Raw genomic sequence first — 16924 nt, forward strand, 5'->3', positions numbered from 1 at the left:
GTCATTGCCCCTTGAAGACCGGCTTGCGCTTCTCGACGAAGGCCTTGGCGGCCTCCTTGTGATCGTCGGTATCGCTGCAGCGGGTGTGATGGATCGCCTCGCCGTCGAAACAGGCTTCGAGCGTCATCGTCTCGGCATTGTTGATGTTGGTCTTGATATAGCCGTAGGTGATGCTCGGGCCTTGGGCGAGTGACATTGCCAGGTCACGCGCCGCCGTCTCCACCTCGGCGTCATCGACGACCTTCGTCACCATGCCGAGCGCCAGCGCTTCCTGTGCGGAGAGCACCGGCGACATTAGATAAAGCTCGCGTGCCTTGGCGCTGCCAAGCATCTTGGTCAGGAAATAGGTGCCGCCATAATCACCGGAGAAGCCGACCTTGGCGAAAGCCGTGGTGATCTTCACCGATTTGCTGGCGACACGGAGATCGCAGGACAGCGCGATCGAAAGACCGGCGCCTGCGGCCGCACCGTCGAGCTGCGCCACCACCGGCTTCGGCATCTGGTGCAGAATGCGCGACACTTCCATGCCGCGGCGCAGGTTGGCGCGCTTGGCCTCGAACGGCAGCGGCGCGCGACCAGCCGCCATCGATTTGACGTCACCGCCGACGCAGAAGGTGCCGCCCGCGCCCTTGATGAGCACGGCGCGGACGTCGTGATCTTCCTGCGCGCGGCGTGCTGCCGCAACCAGGCCCTGTGTCATCTCCGGATTGAGCGCATTGCGCCGATCCGGACGATTCATGGTGATGGTCAGAAGACCGTTGTCGAGGTCCTGCAGGACAATGTCGCTCATGATTGCGCTCCTTGTTGTTGTTCTTGATCGTCCGGCAAGCTTCAGACCCTGACGATTACTTCTTCACCAGCGGGCAGCGCGAGGCTTCCAGCGGCTGGAATGCCTGCTCTGCGGGAACGGTCGCGAGCAGCTTGTAGTCGTCCCAGCGGCCCTTGGATTCCGACGGCTTCTTCACCTCGAACAGGTACATGTCATGCACCATGCGGCCATCCTCGCGAATCCGGCCATTCTTGGCGAACATGTCGTTGATCGGCGTCTCCTTCATGAGCTTCATGACCGGAGCCGAGTCCGTGGTGCCGGCAGCCTTCACAGCCTTGAGATAATGCAGCACCGATGAATAGACGCCGGCCTGGGCCGACGTCGGCACGCGCTTGGTGCGCTCCTGGAAGCGCTTGGTGAAAGCGCGCGTCTCGTCATTGAGATCCCAATAGAACGCTTCCGCCAGGATCAGGCCCTGCGCAGTATCAAGACCTACACTGTCGATATCGGAGATAAAGGCCAGCAGCGGCGACAGCTTCTGGCCACCGCTACGCGTCAGGCCGAATTCGGCCGCCTGCTTGATCGCGGTGATCGTATCACCGCCGGCATTGGCGAGGCCGACGACCTTGGCTTTCGAGCTCTGCGCCTGCAGCAGGAAGGACGAGAAGTCGGACGTATTCAGCGGATGCTTGACCGAGCCCAGCACCTTGCCGCCAGCCTTGGTGACGACGGCCGTGGTGTCTTTCTCGAGATCCGCGCCGAATGCATAGTCGGCCGACAGAAAGAACCAGGTGTCGAGACCATTTTTCACGGTGGCGAGACCGGTCACATTGGCCTGTGCGTAAGTGTCGAACACATAATGCACGGTGTAGGGGCCGCAGGCCTCGTTGCTGAGGCGGATCGAGCCTGGGCCGTTAAAGATGATGATCTTGTTGCGCGCGCGCGCGATTTCACTCGCAGCCAGCGCGGTCGCCGATGCCGCAACGTCGATGATCGCCTCGACGCCCTGATTATCAAGCATGTCGCGTGCGATGTTGGCGGACAGATCAGCCTTGTTGAGATGGTCAGCAGCAATGATCTCGATCTTGCGGCCCAGCACTTCACCGCCGAAATCTTCCGCGGCCATCTTGGCTGCGGTCTCGCTGCCGACGCCGGTGATATCGGCATACAGACCCGACATATCGAGAATGGCGCCGAGCTTCAGCGGCTTGGTCTGCGCCATGGCACTTGTGGCCGCGAATGCCATTGCTGACGCCAGCAGACCTGAAATGATCTTCTTCAAAAGTCCCTCCCTCAGACGCGCCGTTGTTGTTCGTGCGCGGTGTTGTTGTTATCGCGATCATGCCGCAATGGAACAACAGCGGCAAGCGGCGGCGCTGCCAAGAATAGCTGCAAAGACATCAAGGTTTTCCGCAAAGCGGAATGGATTGCTGGCTATAATAGACGAGAGGTTGACCGGAGCTCGCAAGGTGGCGTGATGCGTGCCGCATCAGCAAAGTGTGACGTGTCGCGTGCCGCAGCGCTGTTGCTGGCAATCGGCATTTTTTCAACGTCCGCGCAACCTGCGTCGGCGGCCTGCATGTTCGCCGCGCAGGGCGAAGGTCGTGTCGCCGACGTGATCGATGTCAGAACATTGCGTTTGAGCGACGGCAACGTGATCCGTCTGGCGGGGATCGAGCCGATCGCAAACTCATCAGGGCCGACGAATGATCTCTTCGCACTGGCCTCCGGCCGTGATGTCACCTTGTACGGCGAAAGCGACATGCCGGATCGCTACGGCCGACAACCGGCCTTTGTCTTCGTCGATCCCACTGCGCCGTCGCTCCAGGCGCAGCTTCTAGCACAGGGCGCCGCCCTCGCCTCTGGCGCGATTTCCGACAAGGCCTGTGCGGCGGAACTCGCCGCTGCAGAAGGCTTGGCCCGCCGGCTGAAGCGCGGAATCTGGGCTCAAACCAACGTCATAAAAAACGCGGAAAGTCCCGGCGATATCTTGGCCGATGTGGGGCGTTTCGGGGTGGTCGAGGGGCGGGTTCTGTCGGTTCGCCAGGCCGGGACGGTGACCTACGTCAATTTCGGGCGTCGCTGGACTGAGGACTTTGCGGTGACCGTTTCAAGGCGCATGATAGCCGCCTTCGAGACGGCAGGAATTATACTTAAGTCCCTGGAAAGACGACATATTCGCGTTCGGGGATGGATCGAGAGGCGCGGCGGGCCGCGGATCGAGGCGCTCGGGGTGTGGCAGATCGAAGTGGTCGGGGACAAATAGGCCACTTGGGCAGCAAGATCGCTTGAGCGAAGATGATTTGGGCGAATGGGCTGTTTGGGCAGAGAGTGGACGACGTGACTGGTGTGGGACGGCAAACCAGCTTGAGCCGCCGCCTTTGGGCTGCGCCTGCCCTGCTGTGCGCCGCGCTCGCTCTATCGGCCTGCGGCGATGCCAGCCGGTTCGAGGCCGCCTCGTCGGTCAAGCCGACGGTGCCGGCCAAGCCGCCGAAGCCTGCCGTGGTGCAGACCCCGGCCGCCGAGAAAGAACACGAGCGCATCCTCGCATCCTATGGCGGCGCCTATGACGACCCGCGGCTGGAATCACTGATCACCAAAACCGTCGATCGGCTGGTCGCTGCCTCTGAGCGACCGGACCTCGCCTACAAGGTCACGATCCTCAATTCCGGCGCCGTCAACGCCTTCGCCCTGCCGACCGGACAACTCTATGTCACGCGCGGCCTGATCGCGCTGGCCAGCGATACATCCGAGATTTCATCGGTGCTGTCGCACGAGATGGCGCATGTGCTCGCCAAACACGCATCCATCCGCGAGGAGCAGGCACGGCAGGCATCGATCGTCACGCGCGTCGTCACCGATATGGGCAGCGATCCCGATCTCACTGCGCTCGCGCTCGCCAAATCCAAACTGACGATGGCGAGCTTCTCGCGCGCGCAGGAATTCGAAGCCGACGGCATAGGCGTAGGCATCTCGGCCCGCGCAAAGTTCGATCCCTATGGCGCGTCGCGCTTTCTCTCTGCGATGGAGCGTAACGCGGCGCTGAAGGCCAGCCGCACGCCACTCGATCCCCGCGCGCAGGACTTCCTGTCATCCCATCCGGCGACGCCCGAGCGCGTGCAGAATGCGCAGGCCAATGCGCGGCAATATTCCTCGCCCGACGGCGGCGAGCGCGATCGCGAGACCTATCTCTCGGCCATCGACGGCATCGTCTATGGCGAGGACCCGAGCGAGGGTTTCGTGCGCGGCCGCCGCTTCCTGCATCCCAAGCTCGGCTTCACCTTCCAGGCGCCGGAGGCCTTCACTCTCGACAATACGGCGCAGGCGGTGATCGGCGTGCGCGAAGGCGGCAATCAGGCCATGCGCTTCGATGTGGTCCGCGTACCATCCGAACAGACGCTGAGCGACTATCTCAATTCCGGATGGATGGAGAATGTCGACAAAGCCACCACGGAAGAGCTGACCATCAACGGCTTCCCGGCAGCGTCCGCCATCGCGCGCGGCGACCAGTGGCAATTCCGCGTTTACGCGTTGCGCTTCGGCAGCGATGTCTACCGCTTCATCTTCGCTGCCAAGCAGAAGAGCACCGAGAGCGAACGCAACGCCCGCGACACCGTCAACTCGTTCCGCCGCCTGACCCTGGCCGAGATTCAGGCCGCCCGTCCGCTGCGCATCAAGGTGATCACCGTGCAGCCCGGAGACACCGTGGAGTCACTGTCGCATCGCATGAGCGGCGTCGATCGTCCACTGGAGCGCTTCCGCGTATTGAACGGGCTCGAGAACAATGCCAGCGTGAAAGCCCGCGACCGCGTCAAGGTCGTGGTGGATTGAGATCCACCAAGTACTTTCTCATAGACAACAAAAAAGCCCGGCCTCTCGGCCGGGCTTTTCGTATTCAACTTGCGAGACGCTGCTTATGCAGCCTCGTCCGCGGCGGCGACATCATCGTCACCATCGCTGTCGGCCTCGTCAGCACCGGCTTCGGCGCCTGCCTCGGCCTTGGCGCCACGGCGCGGGCTCTTGGCGAGCTGGCCTTCGATCTCCTTGACCGCTTCGGTCTCGGTGACGTGCTGAACCACAGCGATTTCGCGCGACAGACGATCGAGAGCTGCTTCATACAGCTGACGTTCGCTGTAGGACTGCTCGGGCTGCGAGTCGGAGCGGAACAGATCGCGGACCACTTCGGCGATGGCAACGATATCGCCCGAGTTGATCTTCGCTTCGTATTCCTGTGCGCGGCGCGACCACATGGTGCGCTTGATGCGGGCACGGCCCTTCAGTGTCTCCAGCGCGCGCTTGACCAGCGCCGGCTCGGACAGCTTGCGCATGCCGACATTCGCGACCTTCGCGGTCGGAACGCGCAGGGTCATCTTGTCCTTCATGAAATTGATCACGAAGAGTTCAAGCCTGGCGCCTGCAATTTCCTGCTCTTCGATGGCGAGGATCTGGCCAACACCATGCGCCGGATAGACAACGAATTCGTTGGTCTTGAAGCCCTGACGCTGGGTCAGTGGCTTCTTCGGCTCTTCGACGCGCGGAGCCGCAGCGGGCGCCGGCTTGGCGGCAACCGGTTTGGCAACGACCGGCTTCGCAGCAACCTTGGCAACTTCCTTCGGCGCAGCTGCCTTCACAGCAGGAGCGGCGGCGGGAGCCTTCGCGGCCGGTTTCGGCGCAGCAGGCTTGGCGGCAGTGGTCTTCGAAGCAGCAGCCTTCGGGGCAGGTTTGGCAGTCTTGTTGGGCATTGCACTTCTTTTATTTTTGGAGGACTTTTCAGCCGCAGCCTTCGCGGCGGTCCGGGTGTCCTTGACAGGAGCCCGGGCACGGCCTTTGGTGACAGAATTCTTCGCAGCAGGACCCTTCACAACGCGGCTCGCCGCAGTTGTTTTCTTGGAAGCCTTCGGATCCAAAACCTTCGAAGCAGTAGCCTTCTTCGAAACAGCAGCCTTGGAAACACTCTTTTTACGCGTTTTCTGTGACACAGCCTGCGCGTGGAAACCGCCACGCCCCTGTTTGATGTTTAAACGGGAACCCGGCAGGGCCAAATCGAGCGGCACCACATGGTCCAGCTTCTTGAATTGTGCCTATTATAGCACATTTCCCGCAAAAATCAATGATTTATGCCCTGTCGCGGCCGCTCGGCGGCCGCTTCCGGGGCATAATCGGGGCTAGGGTAAATTTCGTGTGGCTGGGGGTATCGGGGTCACCCAATCAATTGCTTGATCGTTGTGACCGGGGAACTCAGTCGCCCTTGCCAGGCGCCGCCGAGAAATACTTCTCGTACTTGCCTTCCTGACCATCGAATTCCTTGGCTTCGGGCAGTTCGTCGATCTTCTGGGTGATGTTCGGCCACGTCTTGGCGTGTTCCAGATTGATCTGCAGCCACTTCTCGATATTGCCTTCGGTATCAGGCTTGATCGCGTCCGCCGGGCATTCGGGCTCGCAGACACCGCAATCAATGCATTCGTCCGGATGGATGACCAGCATGTTTTCACCCTCGTAGAAGCAGTCCACGGGACACACTTCGACGCAGTCGGTGTATTTACATTTGATGCAATTGTCGGTGACGACGTAAGTCATCCAGAACTCCGGAAACGATCGATATTCAATGTTTGCGTAGCGCACCAACCCCGCTGCCGCAAGGGATGCAGCCGGCATAGGTCAGGGCATTTCGACCAAGGAAAAAGCCTGCCACGAAACCATCGTTGGACGCGGCATCTAGCCTAGATAGTTACTCCGGAAGGTGTTGCAAATCGGTATAGAGCACGCGCGCCGCAGTGGCATCGCCACGCCGTTCCGAGAAGCCCTCGACCTTCATCACCCGCACGGTGCGATCCAGCGCCACCGTGAGCACGTCGCCGATCTTCACACCATGGCCCGGCGATTTCTCGCGCTCGCCATTGATGCGAACCTTGCCGCCTTCCACCAGCGCAGCGGCACTGGTGCGGGCCTTTACCACCCGCGCGTGCCACAGCCATTTATCGAGACGCTGGCGCTCCAACCGACACACCACCAAATGGCGGCTCGGTGCCGCCTTACATGACCTGCATCAATCCTTGCGGCCGCTGAGCTGTTCCTTGAGCGCGGCGAGTTTCGCGAAGGGGGAGTTCGGATCGATCGGACGGTCCCGTTCGCGCGGTGCGGCCGATGTGGCGAATGGACGGGTCGCCCCGCCGCGGTCGTTGCCACGGCCCTCACGGCCCTTGTCGCCGCCCTTGAAGGGCCCTTTGCCCTTGCCCTGGAAGCGTTCGCGCTCGCGCGGCGGACGACCGGCATCGCCCGGCTTGTTGTTGTCGCGGTTACCGCGATTGCCACGGTTGTCGCGGTTCGGCGCACCTTCAGCGGAGACCGCGGCGGCCGGCGCGTCGCTGCGCGGACGGCGGAACTCGTTGTTATTGTTGCGATCGCGGCGCCCTTGGCCTCCGCGGTCATGCCGCTCGCGCTGCGCGCCATCGGCCACGGCGTCTTCGGCGGGAGCCGATTGCGCAGCGCCCTGCGGGGCGTTGGTGTTGCGATGGTGGCGGTTGCGGTCATGGCGCGGCGGACGGCGTTCTTCCGAACGGCCACCCGGGCGCCAGACTTCGACCAGTTCGGGCTCGGCAGCGACGGCAGGAACCGCAGCGGGGTCGCTCTCGGCAGGCGCAGCAGCATCAGCCGCTGCGGTCTCGGCAACAGTCCCGGTTTCGGCAACGGCCGCAGCGGGCTCTGGCTGCGCTTCGACGGAAGCCGTCTCTTCAACGGGCGCAGCCTCAGGCGCGGTGCTGGGCACCAGCGCGACTTCAGGCAACAGCGATGCCGACGGCACGGCTGCAGCTTCCTCGGCCGGGGCCGCTTCGGTCGCAACCTCGGCAGGTGCGACGTCCGCAGCCGCGATCTCAGCCGTCTCGGCGGCCTCAGCGGCAGCCTCGACCGCAATGACATTGTCCTCACCGGGCTTGTCAGACTCGGCAAGTCCCACCAGGGCGTCGGGCTGATCGCCGGTGTTGTCGTCTGCCTTGACCTCGATCGGCGTCGTCGCAGCGACCGGCTTCGGAGCTGCCGGCGGCAGCGGCGCCTTCTTCTCCATGCGATAGCCCAGGGCACGCAGGATCGAGGCGAAATCTTCGCCGGCCGAGCCGGTGAGCGAGGTCATCGCCTGCGTCACCACGAAGTGGCGGCCATCAAAGGCACCGGCGGGCTTCTCGCCCGGTGACGCTTCGCGCCAAGCGAGAGCTGGACGGATCAGGTCGGCCAGACGTTCAAGAATATCGACGCGCACGGCGCGCTCGCCGCACTGGCGATAGCCGAGCACGCGATAGGCATCGCGATCGAGCAACTTGTCGACCGGGAAGGATGTACGACCCGACCCTGCGAGATGCTGCGCGCTCGACAGCGCCGACATATCGACATTGTCCTGCTTCAGCGCCCAGAGCAGCGCCGCGAGCGAACGCCCCGCAGGCTTCAGCAGACCGGGAATATAGATGTGATAGGCGCCGAAGCGCACGCCGTATTTGCGCAAGGTCGCGCGCGACGGCTGATCGAGGTCCTTCATCTCGGTCGCGATCTTCTGCCGCTCCAGCACGCCGAGCGCTTCGGTGAGCTGGAAGGCAATGCCGCGCGCGATGCCGGTGATGTCTTCGGCCTTGGTCAGATCGAACAGCGGTCCGAGCAGCTTCTCGATATGCGTCTTCAGCCAGAGATCGAGGCGGGCCTGCACCGCATCGCGCGGCGCGCCGGAAAGGCGCTCATCGGCGATGATGCGGAGACGGGGATGCAGCACATCGTCGGCTGCGACCAGACGGGCTACCGCGTCGCCGGTCCAGCGCATGGTGCCGTCGGAGGCGAGCACGAACTGATCGTCCGGCGCGTTGCCGAGTTTCTCGGCGCGCGCGTCGATCTCGCCGGCCAGCGCCTTCAGCGCCGTGGCCTGCAAGGCCTTCGCATCCGAGCCAGCCTCGGCCGCATCGGGCAAAAATGTAAATCCGTCGAGACGGCCAATTACATGGCCCTCTACGATCACTTCGCCCGTCTTACCAATTTCAGTATTCAGCATCGTGTTTTCCCGCAAGCGGCGCATCAATACACTGGTACGACGATCAACGAAACGCTCAGTGAGCCTCTCATGAAGGGCATCTGACAGTTTATTTTCCAATTCGCGCGAAATTCCCTGCCAATGATCAGGATCTGAGAGCCAATCGGGGCGATTTGCCACGAATGTCCAGGTCCGGATTTGCGCGATTCGGCCCGATAACGTGTCGATATCGCCATCGGTTCGGTCCGCTTGCGCGATTTGAGCGCCAAACCAGGCATCCGGGATGCGCCCACGCTGCATCAGGAAGTTGAAGATAGTGACTACCAGCTCTGCGTGTGCAGCGGGCGCGATGCGGCGGTAATCTGGAATCTGGCAGGCGTCCCACAGTTTCTCGACGGCGGCCTTGCCCTGCGCCATTTCGCGCACGTCGACGTCACGGACGGCATGATCGAGCACGCGCAGGTCTTCGGCGATCGGCGCACGGGTCAGCGCCTCGTGGCGCGGCACCTCCGCCAGCGACACCTGCAGCGACGCGATCGACGAGAAATCCAGCTTCGAATTGCGCCACTGCAGCACCTTCACCGGCTCGAAGATGTGGTTCTGCAACTGATTGACGAGCTCCGGCTCGAACGGCTCGCAGCGACCTGTGGTGCCGAAAGTGCCGTTGCGCGTGGCGCGGCCGGCGCGGCCGGCGATCTGCGCGAATTCGGATGGCGTCAGACGGCGGAATTGATAGCCGTCATATTTGCGATCGCTGGCGAAGGCGACGTGGTCGACGTCGAGATTGAGGCCCATTCCGACCGCGTCGGTTGCCACTAAGTAGTCAACGTCACCATTCTGGAACATCGCGACCTGCGCGTTGCGGGTGCGCGGCGACAGCGAGCCCAGGACCACCGCAGCGCCGCCGTGCTGGCGCTTGATGAGTTCGGCGATCGCGTAAACTTCATCGGCGGAAAATGCGACAATCGCTGTCCTGCGCGGCTGCCGCGTGATCTTGCGATCGCCGGCAAATTCCAGATGCGACAGACGCGGCCGCGTGACGATGCTGGCGCCGGGCAGCAAACGCTCGATGATCGGCCGCATGGTCGCGGCGCCGAGCAGCAGCGTTTCGTCGCGGCCGCGGCGATGCAGGATGCGATCGGTGAAGACGTGGCCGCGCTCCAGATCTGCCGCGATCTGGATTTCATCGACGGCCAGAAACGACACGTCGAGATCTCGCGGCATCGCCTCGACGGTGGAGACCCAGTAGCGCGGCTTGGCGGGCTTGATCTTCTCTTCGCCGGTGATCAGCGCCACGGCTTCGGGGCCGACGCGGTCCAAAATTTTATTATAGACCTCGCGCGCCAGCAGGCGCAGCGGCAGGCCGATGATGCCCGACGAATGCGCGAGCATGCGCTCGATGGCGAGATGGGTCTTGCCGGTATTGGTGGGGCCGAGCACCGCGGTAACGCCGGCGCCGGGGGCCCTGCCGTTGGACAGCGTGGGCGGAGAAGACAAAAAGGCCATGTTTTTCAGATATTTCCGCGTCGCCGACTGTCAAGGACCGAGACAGGTTACGACGCTTCAGAGCCGCGCTTTTTGATGGTTTGGAACGAGTCCGGAACGAAAGCGGCCCGAATCGGTGACTCGGCACCTCCCTGGCCGCATCACCCCAACATCTCGCGCTGACATTCTCCGAGACTGACTAGATCAAGTTTGTGACAGCGCAACAAGGGCCGACAAATCCCCGAAGTTATGAACAGCGCACGGACTCCGAACCGGCTTTGAGTCAAGCCGGGATCCTGCGCAAATCCTGCGGCGCGTTTGCGACGATGCTGCGATGGCGCACTTTGTCTTGCGGCATCATTGCGGCAGCGTCCCGTCTCGGTCCCTCATGGTGAGGAGCGCGGCTTCGCGCGTCTCGAACCATGAGCTGGCGGGGTCGACTCAGTTCGTCTTCGCCACGGCCTTGGCCGGCGCGGGGGTGGTGACGAATTCGGTGGCTTCCAGCATGGCGACGCCAAGCGGGGTTGGTACCACCATGCGATAGGGCACCAGCACGCGGGTTCCGGCGATCGGCACCAGGGTCACTTCGATATTGCGCTGGGCGGCAAGATATTTGATGGCGGCGCGGTCGGGCACATAGCCGGCGATCGGCGTGAAATAGACGGCGCAGACGATGGCAGGCCCGCGATAGCCCTTCTCGGCCTTCACGCTTTCCATGCGCTTGTAGTCGAGCTTGAGATCGTAGCGCATGCGGCCATCGAAGATCGACGCGCCGGTGCGGCACGAATCCGGCGTCAGCAACTCGCCGGTGCCGCCGACGCGCATCAGCGAGCCGGTCATCGGATCGATCACGTTGCGGCGATGCGCATCGGTGATCGGAATCTTCTCGGGATCGAGCGGCGGCTCCGGCTCGATGGAGAACTCCTTCACATAGCCCGGCGTGATCAGCATCTTGATCGTCTCGGACTTCTTCGCGGAGGTGGTGACGGCCTGATAATTCGACGGCACCAGCGCGCCCGCGACCACGCGGCCGGTGGACTGGCCGGAGCCCGAGCCGCCGGCAAATGCCTTTAGCAGACCCGCGGTGCCGCCACTGGCGGTCGCGGAATACTGGTCTTCGTTGATGTCGATGGCCCACTGGCCCTTGCCCACCGCGATGCCGGCGAGGCTGGCTTCATATTTGGCCTCGAGCTTGCCGCCGGCCAACACCGCCTGCGCAGGGGCCTGAACCGGCACGGCGGCCGGGCTCTGGCCTTGAGCTTGGCCTTGGGTCTGGCTTTGGATCTGGCCTTGCACCTGCGCCGAGGCGTCCACCGGCAAAACCGGCAGCATCAGGCCCGCGGCGACGGCGAAACGCGCGCCAAAACCCGCAAATCGTACTCTTGCGGGCGCGGCGGTCCGCGGGATGGTCACCGGTCGGGTCACAAAGCGGGGCGTGCGAAGGCTCACTTGCTGATATCACCTGGTCGGCGATCCCCGGCCAAAGGCGCAGGGCCGCATCGCTCAATTGGGCTGGAGCGACCTGTTTCCGGCCCGAATACGTCGTTTATATGATGGGAACCGCGCCAGATTCCATGTGGTTTCCGCTCGTAGGCCGGGCTATACAGAACCCGAATGCGCAGGCTTTTGCCGGTTTTGCCGCGACTTTCGCTGTCCGGATATCTTGACGATCGCGGCCAAGCCCCCTATACGTCCGCCACTCCTGAAATGGACGTGATTTTTGACCCCCTGCCCGGCTTTGGGCTCTTCGCCTTTTAGCTGCGGGGATGACAGAGGATTTTCGCCATGTCTCGGCGCTGTGAACTGACACTGAAGGGCCCCCAGGTGGGCCACAAGGTGAGCCACTCGAACATCAAGACCAAGCGCCGGTTTCTGCCGAACCTGGTCAATGTCACCTTCCTGTCCGACGTTCTCGGCCGCGGCGTGCGCCTGCGCGTGTCGGCCAATGCCGTGAAGTCGGTCGACCACCGCGGTGGCTTCGATGCCTATCTGATCAAGGCCCGCGAGAGCGAGCTGTCCCAGAAGGCCGTGCTGCTCAAGCGCGCCATCGAAAAGAAGAAGGCCGAGACCGCAGCAGTCGCGGCCTGAGCCTGACCCGCCGCTCAGCTTGAGCGGACTGAAATTTGAAAACGGCCGGATCGCAAGATCCGGCCTTTTTTATTTCTTCTTCATAGCTCGCCTGAATGTGAGCTTGGCGGCAGTATTCATTCCTCGCTCCCACATACGGTTGGTCCACATTTTTCCGCAGAGAACTTTGGGATCATTTCGATCAAGCTCAATCCATGCAGCGCCGCAGAACGCATCATTGTCGCCGATTTCCTCAGTGTCGTTTCGTTGCTCGAAGATGTAGGCCAACCCATGCCGTCTCCCTTCGTTCTTACGAAACGGCTCAACTAACAAAGTCCTCGACTCTTTGATCGGGCCAATTTGGCCTGGATTCCACAGTTGAATCTCAAAAGTGCTCCAAGACTGAGTGATCTCGGCTTTCATCTTGTAGCTGCCCATCGCGGGTAACAACGACGGATTGCCCTGCCTGAAATCAAGCTGAGGCAGCTCTCCATTTGCTGTTTTTAACAGGGCATCGATCCGAGGCCAGTTCGAGGTGAGTTCGACATCCCACTCTCCGTTCAAATCTGGGTAGATCCAGTTATTAAGCTGCGGCCACCATTTCCAGAATTTTCGCCAGAGCGGGGAAACTAGTACGAGCGCAATCAGGACCTGAACGACGCTCACCGTAAGGCCGATGCCTATCGTTAGACCGGCCCCGTCGAGAATTACTCGGTTCGCAAACGTTATTGCCAAGCCCACCATAGCGGTGAGCCACGCGACTATCCCCACTAGGTATTTCGTTGGGCATAATTTGAACATAACATGAACATGCTATAGAAAGCTAGAGTATGAATCAACTACAATGAAAGACCGATTCTTCCAGGCAACTTGAAGGGGTGCCTCAATGAAGTTTCTCGCGAATGCGAATGCGTTGTTCATCGGTTTGCGAGAAACCAAGAGCTATCATGAAGCTCTTCAGGTTGGCCCCGCAAGGCACGCAAAGCTGCTTGCGGCGCGAGGTCTGATCCGAGAAAGAATTCGAGAAGAAGCCAAACGGATCCGAAGCGAAGACCAGTTTTGGGATGCGAGCTTTGCAATTCGCGCGCGACGCACGCGGCCAGAAGTCTCGCCTAAATTTTTTACTCAAGGCTCTGTTGCCTACAACCTGCTAGTGGATCCAGTTTTACGGATCGTTCAGCAACTAGACCTTGATGACGGCATGTATGTCGGCGTCGAGTACTTGCAGAATGGGAAGCCTGCACTCGTCGCGCAGGCACTGTTCAGTCTTGTCGAAGAGGCTCTCGCTTCGCTCTGCAAAGAACAAGGTTGGGAGCTCGACAAATCCAAAGAAACATGTGTCCGAGTTGTATTGGATGCTGAAAGTCACATCGACATTCCAATCTACTCAGCACCTGCTGATCGAATGATCGCAATGGATGCCGTGGCCCTTAACGCTCGCGCTGACTCGGTCATCCTCAAGCGAGCTGGTCACGAGTACGCGAAGCTGCCTACTGACAAAATCATGCTCGCACATCGCAATGGCGACTGGGATCAATCGGATCCACTAGCGCTGCACGAATGGGTAGATCGCTGCGTTGAACGATATGGCGAGCTTTTTCGACGAGGGTGCCGCTACTTCAAAGGATGGCGGGATTTCCGTTGGTCCAACGGGCGCCTTACTTCGATTACGATCATGGCGGCTATCGCCGAGGCGCTCGAACACATGAATGGCGCGCATCGCAGCCTTAGCGACGATCAAGTTGTTTACGAGATTTCGCAGCGATTACCTGACATTCTCGAACGAGAAATCTTGAATCCTGCATTTCCAGGCCAGCAAAAAGTTCTCAACGATTGGTCAGCGAACGACCGCAGAGAAATTGTCCGGGCGGCACATGCGCTTGCCGAGCGAATGACTGATGCTTTGGTAAACACGGGCGTTGCAGAATTGGTGGTCGACGCCCTCCGCAAGGCATTCGGTGACCGCATCCCGAACCGTCCGGACGTCATCAAAATCGTTCCGCCGGTTGCTGCGGCAGTAATAGCACAAGCAGCGGTCGCTACACCTGTTCCAAAGGTCACGGCTTCCACATCGGGGTAGTTTCGTGCGGGAGCCCCTTTGGGAAATTGACAGGACGCTGAAGGCGAAAGGCTTTCGACTTTCGAATCCACCATCAACTTACATCGGTCCAGTTTTTCCTTACGGAAACAAAGTTATCGTTGAAATTGAAATTTCTGATTTCAGTTTCTCTGAACTGCCAGTTGTCAGATTAATCGATGCAGACGAGTTGCCAGTTCAGCATTTGGCGCACGTCAACACGGACGACACGATCTGCTATACTGGTCAAGGCGGATTGCCGCTGGACATTTACAATCCTGGCGGATCGATATTACGAGTTTTAGAGGAGGCAAAGGAAACGCTGGAGCGATCTTTTGCCGATGGAGCAACTGCTGAATACGAAGCAGAACTAGCTTCATACTGGAAAGGAACCACGATCTACGTGGCGCTCCCTTCGTCAGAAACCAACGCCATATTTGATTCGGAGTTGATTGTTTTTGGGATTGGCGAAAAGCAAAAAAGAGCTCTTGTCCCAACCGGGAAATGGAAGAACGCAAAGACTTCTTCACGCCAACCAACAACGACAATCTCGTTCAATTCAACGCTGAAACATACACCAGCTTTTAAATCAGAAAATCTGGCTGATTTTATCGACTGGATCAAAAGACAACCCAACGGTCCCGCAGGGCTACAAGAGAAAATTATCACCTCAGCCGCAGATTCAAAGCCAGTTTTCGTCGTTTCGCCAAATGCTCTGATCGGTTGGCACCCCGTCTTTCCTCCCAACATACAACTACTGAAAAGTGCAAGCGGGGTGCGCAAAAGTTTTCTTCGCAAGCAGCTAGTTAATTCGCTTTCAAACGTGGGCTTAAGGAAGATGACAGGACTTCAACTCGATCTGAAGCAGGTTGTTAAGCGAAATCTATATGGCAAGACAACTCTGATTGAGAAAAAGATATCCATGGTGGGATGCGGTACCATCGGCGGGCACCTCGCGAAGCTCTTGGTTCAATCGGGAGCGGGTTGCGAAGAGCGTTTCAATATCTACGATACCGACATCCTTCGCCCCGGAAATTTGGGTCGTCATGTCTTAGGGTACTCAGACCTAGAGCAACCAAAGGCGATCGCCCTCGCGGAGCATCTTGGCCAATTTCATCCTGACGTTCAGATTGCCCCATTCCATAGAAATGCGGTTCAGGATTGGTCAAGCATTGAGCGATCGGACCTAATCATCGATGCAACCGGAGACTACAATGTTGCGACGGCGCTCAACGAATTGCGCATGAATTCAAAAAGATCAGGCGATGAGCTGGCTATTCTCCACACTTGGGTATTTGGAAATGGCATTGCGGCTCAATCTTTCCTGAACTTAAATGACGGCTTGGCCTGTTATCACTGCTTGAAACCTATTTTTGGAGGGAGTTGGCGCCAATCGCCTGCCAAAGACGTTAAAGCGCCACAACAAATAGCGCCGGCTAATTGCGGTGAAGCAGGCTACGTTCCCTTCTCAGCCGATGCTCCAACTGTTGCTGCGGCCCTTACTTTACGGGCAGTTCTTGATTGGGCCGAACATCAGCCGGGACAAAGACTGCGTACCGTGACTTTGAATCACGCGGAAGGAAACGATGTTAAGTGGACATCTCCGAAGCGCAGCAACAGTTGCGGGGCATGCAACGGATGAGTACCGAAATCTCTTCGACTATTCTGGTGTCCCTTGGGGCACTGGAAGAGATAGTTTCCGATGTAAGATCGTTTGGCCACGACAAAGAACGTGGCGGCATACTTCTTGGAAAACGGCGCGGCCCTCATCTGGAAGTTACAGAAGCCACCCGTCCAATGCGCTGGGATTCCAGCACAATGTTTTCATTTTGCAGGTCTGCCAACGGTCATAGCGAAATCGCTATTAAACGGTGGAAGCAGTCGAGTAATATCGTTGATTGGATCGGCGAATGGCACTCTCACCCAGAGAACGACCCTACTCCCTCATCCATTGATGTTCGAAGCTGGAATGAAATCACCGAGCAACGGACTGCGCCGATGGTTTTTCTTATCGTTGGTTGGAAGAGCTGTTGGATAGGCCTTTGTGTGCCGCACGAACGCACGCCCATAACGTATCGGGAAGTTGAACGATCTGCGGATGGAATTGCTTTTCAAGTGCGAAACAGAGCGGTCCAAGATTCCTCTATTTAGTTTTCTCTCACAAAATCGCCTCATCCTCCGGGAACGCAGCGCCGCGCGTCGTTCTTAACTCGGTTGCCCCGCGCGCGGCGCTGGCAACTCACGGCTCTTATCGCAATCAAAGAATCGCCTCAAAGCCCTTGCGGCGGATGAGATCGAGCAGGACGAGCGTCGGTCCTTTCGGGCTTTCCGTGCCGCGTTCGAGCGTGGACACATAGCCGACTGTCAGCTTGAGGTAGCTTGCAAACACCGCCTGGCTGAGATTGGCCTGCTGATAGAGATATCACGGGATTGGTAACATTGAGCAGATGGATCGCCCGTCTGTCATGAGCCCCCTCACCGCCGCGAAGACGCGGCGACCTCTCCCCGGCGGGGAGAG

Annotated in this window: 14 protein-coding genes and 1 pseudogene; 6 read left to right on the top strand and 9 right to left on the bottom strand. The window is 59.9% G+C overall.

Going from position 1 to position 16924, the window contains the following annotated elements:
- Position 1 precedes the first annotated feature (1 nt).
- Together CHC01_RS28770 and CHC01_RS28775 are read right to left on the bottom strand one after the other, a co-directional pair.
- Positions 2-790, bottom strand: coding sequence for an enoyl-CoA hydratase (locus CHC01_RS28770; RefSeq protein WP_170849608.1), 789 nt, complete (start codon positions 788-790; stop codon positions 2-4).
- 55 nt (positions 791-845) lie between these two features.
- Positions 846-2051: an ABC transporter substrate-binding protein gene (locus CHC01_RS28775; RefSeq protein WP_089267753.1), complete on the bottom strand. Its 1206-nt coding sequence runs from the start codon at positions 2049-2051 to the stop codon at positions 846-848.
- A gap of 222 nt (positions 2052-2273) precedes the next feature.
- Here CHC01_RS28775 and CHC01_RS28780 point away from each other — a divergent pair, with 222 nt between their 5' ends.
- Complete coding sequence (locus CHC01_RS28780) at positions 2274-3035, top strand: thermonuclease family protein (RefSeq protein WP_244558557.1); 762 nt, start codon at positions 2274-2276, stop codon at positions 3033-3035.
- A 101-nt stretch (positions 3036-3136) separates the two neighbouring features.
- A complete protein-coding gene (locus tag CHC01_RS28785) occupies positions 3137-4600 on the top strand; it encodes a M48 family metalloprotease (RefSeq protein WP_502695689.1) in 1464 nt (487 codons plus the stop codon).
- 83 nt (positions 4601-4683) lie between these two features.
- On the opposite strand, the gene CHC01_RS28790 is transcribed toward CHC01_RS28785, so the two are convergent.
- From CHC01_RS28790 to CHC01_RS28810, 5 genes are all read right to left on the bottom strand, one after another.
- Entirely contained in the window at positions 4684-5748 is a 1065-nt protein-coding gene (locus CHC01_RS28790; protein ID WP_439059997.1) for a CarD family transcriptional regulator, read from the bottom strand.
- 259 nt (positions 5749-6007) lie between these two features.
- A complete protein-coding gene (gene fdxA, locus CHC01_RS28795; RefSeq protein WP_068730400.1) occupies positions 6008-6346 on the bottom strand; it encodes a ferredoxin FdxA in 339 nt (112 codons plus the stop codon).
- Positions 6347-6497: 151 nt separating this feature from the next.
- Positions 6498-6767: an RNA-binding S4 domain-containing protein gene (locus tag CHC01_RS28800; protein WP_089267756.1), complete on the bottom strand. Its 270-nt coding sequence runs from the start codon at positions 6765-6767 to the stop codon at positions 6498-6500.
- A gap of 48 nt (positions 6768-6815) precedes the next feature.
- On the bottom strand, positions 6816-10283 hold the full coding sequence (locus CHC01_RS28805) for a helicase-related protein (RefSeq protein WP_089267757.1): 3468 nt from the start codon (positions 10281-10283) through the stop codon (positions 6816-6818).
- A gap of 420 nt (positions 10284-10703) precedes the next feature.
- On the bottom strand, positions 10704-11675 hold the full coding sequence (locus tag CHC01_RS28810; protein WP_244558558.1) for a DUF3108 domain-containing protein: 972 nt from the start codon (positions 11673-11675) through the stop codon (positions 10704-10706).
- Positions 11676-12047: 372 nt separating this feature from the next.
- Between CHC01_RS28810 and rpmB the strand changes: the two genes are divergently transcribed.
- Positions 12048-12350, top strand: a complete 303-nt coding sequence (gene rpmB / locus CHC01_RS28815; protein ID WP_089267758.1) for a 50S ribosomal protein L28 — start codon at positions 12048-12050, stop codon at positions 12348-12350.
- A gap of 69 nt (positions 12351-12419) precedes the next feature.
- Here the strand turns inward: rpmB and CHC01_RS28820 are convergent, their stop codons facing one another.
- Complete coding sequence (locus CHC01_RS28820; protein ID WP_210421721.1) at positions 12420-12995, bottom strand: hypothetical protein; 576 nt, start codon at positions 12993-12995, stop codon at positions 12420-12422.
- A 220-nt stretch (positions 12996-13215) separates the two neighbouring features.
- Here CHC01_RS28820 and CHC01_RS28825 point away from each other — a divergent pair, with 220 nt between their 5' ends.
- The 3 genes from CHC01_RS28825 to CHC01_RS28835 are packed head-to-tail and all read left to right on the top strand — an operon-like array spanning position 13216 to position 16557.
- On the top strand, positions 13216-14409 hold the full coding sequence (locus CHC01_RS28825) for a CBASS cGAMP synthase (protein WP_089267760.1): 1194 nt from the start codon (positions 13216-13218) through the stop codon (positions 14407-14409).
- A 4-nt stretch (positions 14410-14413) separates the two neighbouring features.
- A complete protein-coding gene (locus CHC01_RS28830; protein WP_089267761.1) occupies positions 14414-16048 on the top strand; it encodes a ThiF family adenylyltransferase in 1635 nt (544 codons plus the stop codon).
- Entirely contained in the window at positions 16000-16557 is a 558-nt protein-coding gene (locus tag CHC01_RS28835) for a Mov34/MPN/PAD-1 family protein (RefSeq protein WP_141137196.1), read from the top strand. Before CHC01_RS28830 ends, CHC01_RS28835 begins: the two co-directional genes overlap by 49 nt.
- Positions 16558-16663: 106 nt before the next feature.
- On the opposite strand, the pseudogene CHC01_RS33360 reads toward CHC01_RS28835, so the two are convergent.
- A pseudogene (locus tag CHC01_RS33360) lies at positions 16664-16807 on the bottom strand (helix-turn-helix domain-containing protein); the annotation flags it as partial.
- Positions 16808-16924 lie beyond the last annotated feature (117 nt).

It is taken from the genome of Tardiphaga sp. OK246, assembly GCF_900188215.1.
Lineage (GTDB): Bacteria > Pseudomonadota > Alphaproteobacteria > Rhizobiales > Xanthobacteraceae > Tardiphaga > Tardiphaga robiniae.

Excerpts from the sequence above, each read along its gene's own strand:
- fdxA (WP_068730400.1), bottom strand. The coding sequence starts at position 6,346 with ATGACTTACGTCGTCACCGACAATTGCATCAAATGTAAATACACCGAC.
- CHC01_RS28770 (WP_170849608.1), bottom strand. The coding sequence starts at position 790 with ATGAGCGACATTGTCCTGCAGGACCTCGACAACGGTCTTCTGACCATC.
- rpmB (WP_089267758.1), top strand. The coding sequence starts at position 12,048 with ATGTCTCGGCGCTGTGAACTGACACTGAAGGGCCCCCAGGTGGGCCAC.
- CHC01_RS28825 (WP_089267760.1), top strand. The coding sequence starts at position 13,216 with ATGAAGTTTCTCGCGAATGCGAATGCGTTGTTCATCGGTTTGCGAGAA.
- CHC01_RS28805 (WP_089267757.1), bottom strand. The coding sequence starts at position 10,283 with ATGGCCTTTTTGTCTTCTCCGCCCACGCTGTCCAACGGCAGGGCCCCC.